The following is a 1828-nucleotide window of genomic DNA, read 5'->3' as shown; positions in this document are numbered from 1 at the left end:
CCGCGACGCCCGCAGAGGAGTCCACGACATCAACCTCGACGCAGTGGCGATCCGGCAAGTCGGGATACCAGACACCACACCGACTCTGCAGTCAACCCCCGAAGAACTTCCGAGGGCGACCACTTAGGACCGGGGACGAACCGGAAGTCGATCTCGTCGTCGGTCTCGGGCGGGGTCCAGTCGACCTTGCCGAGGGACAGGGCCGTCAGCAACTCCCTCTCTACCGCGTACCGAAGACAGTTGCTGAAGACCGTCCGCTTGCGGTTCACCGTGTTCTCGGCAGCGGCCGTACCGTCCTGCTTCAGCTTCAGCGCGTCGAGCGCCGTACGCAGCACCGAGGGCGTGTTGAGGTCGGTGATGTCCACGGACTTCCGGCCGATCCAGTCCAACGCGGCCACGATGTCGGCAGGCGGCTCTTCGACGTCGAGACGCGGCCTCAGCGTGCCGTCGTTGCCGAGAACGAACCGGTAGCCCCACGAGTAGAGAGCGATGCGGAGGACCTTCGGAGCCGGAGCCCCACGGTTGTCCTTGACCAACTTCGGCGTGATGGTGGCCAGCGTGTCAGCGATGCTTGCGCGGTGCTTGGCCGATGCACCGGGCCACTTCATCTCCGCATAGGCGCGTGTGTGGGCGTACCACGTGGTGGAGTTGAGCGCCTGCATCTCCGAGGCGGGCAGGCCGGTTTCCGTGTCGAACTGCTCGCGGTTGCGCAGAGCGGCCAGCAGCTCCGAGCGCCGACCGTCGGCCTGAGCCTTGATCTTGTAGCTCTTGGAGAAGGGGCGGGGGCCGACCCGCCAGCGGAGCTGATAGGCCGCCACGCGGTTGGGCCGCTTGCGGATGCCCCAGATCTGCACGTCGTAGGTCAGCACGCTTCCTGCACCTCGCAGGAGTCGAACCAGGCGTCGAGGTCGGCCCGGCGTATGCGGATCTGACCGTTGGGGAGCTTCAGGTGCCTGGGGGCCTGGCCCCGAGCGCGCATGCGGTAGAAGGCGGCGCGGGATACCCCGATCTCAGCCAGCGCTTCCTCCAGCTTCAGTGTCTGCCTGTTGACCTTGGTCGGAGTGGTCACAGCCAGGGATCTCCTTCGGACTTGATGCGTTGGGCGTGGGCGATGTCGTGGCGGACCTGGGCGGCGAGGAGTTCTTCGCCGGGGCGGTAGCCGCTGGCGAGGTAGGTCCAGGAGGAGGCGGTGACGAGGGTGGTCTCGTCGGTGGCGGGGAGGCCGGCGCGGGCGTGAGCGGCTTCGGCCTGGGCGAGGCGCCAGGCGCGGCGTACGTCGCGGAGTGCGCCGAGGGTGGTGGAGTAGGCGCGGGATTTGGTGGAGAAGTGGCCGCGGAAGCCGAGCATGTGAGCCCACTTCCAGAGCTTGAGGTGGGCGAATTCCGGCAGGTGGCCGAGGGCCCAGGCGGTGCAGATCATCTGGCGTACGTGCTGTTGTACGGGCAGGGCCTTGATGGGTTCGGCCTGTCCGGTCCCGTCGCAGTCGGCGCACCGGTCGTGGAAGCCATCGGGGCCGCGTACGTAGCCGCGTCCGGCGCAGGGGCGGCACATCAGGGTGCGGTCCACGGTGCCCGCGCCTTCGGCGTTCTTGGTGGCGTACTTGGCGACGTATCCGGCGACCTTGGCATCGGTGTACTCGGCAACCCTGGCGTCGGTGAGTTCGCCGTCGTCCAGGGCGGTGATGGGGTCCACCTTGTACCGGCGGCCCCAGGCGATGACGCGTTCGCCGATGGCGTCGGACTCGATCGTGAGCCGGGCACGCTCGACCGCCAGGCCCACGGCGGCGCTCAGAGCGTCGAAGGTGGCCCAGGGCGGGGGCGGGGTGGTG

Annotated in this window: 3 protein-coding genes; all 3 read right to left on the bottom strand. The window is 68.3% G+C overall.

Going from position 1 to position 1828, the window contains the following annotated elements; translation table 11 throughout:
- Positions 1–29 precede the first annotated feature (29 nt).
- The gene (locus C1I97_RS36450; RefSeq protein WP_181447085.1) at positions 30–869 is read right to left on the bottom strand and encodes a hypothetical protein; all 840 of its coding nucleotides are present in this window, start codon (positions 867–869) and stop codon (positions 30–32) included.
- The gene (locus C1I97_RS36445) at positions 863–1075 is read right to left on the bottom strand and encodes a helix-turn-helix transcriptional regulator (protein ID WP_441349195.1); all 213 of its coding nucleotides are present in this window, start codon (positions 1073–1075) and stop codon (positions 863–865) included. Before C1I97_RS36445 ends, C1I97_RS36450 begins: the two co-directional genes overlap by 7 nt.
- Positions 1066–1828: replication initiator (locus C1I97_RS36440; RefSeq protein ID WP_369008381.1), on the bottom strand; the 763-nt coding region annotated here is incomplete at its 5' end. The genes C1I97_RS36445 and C1I97_RS36440, both read right to left, overlap by 10 nt.

The organism is Streptomyces sp. NTH33 (assembly GCF_003236365.1).
GTDB lineage: Bacteria > Actinomycetota > Actinomycetes > Streptomycetales > Streptomycetaceae > Streptomyces.
Note: the sequence above shows the minus strand (reverse complement) of the source record. Positions and strands in the feature narration are given on the sequence as shown.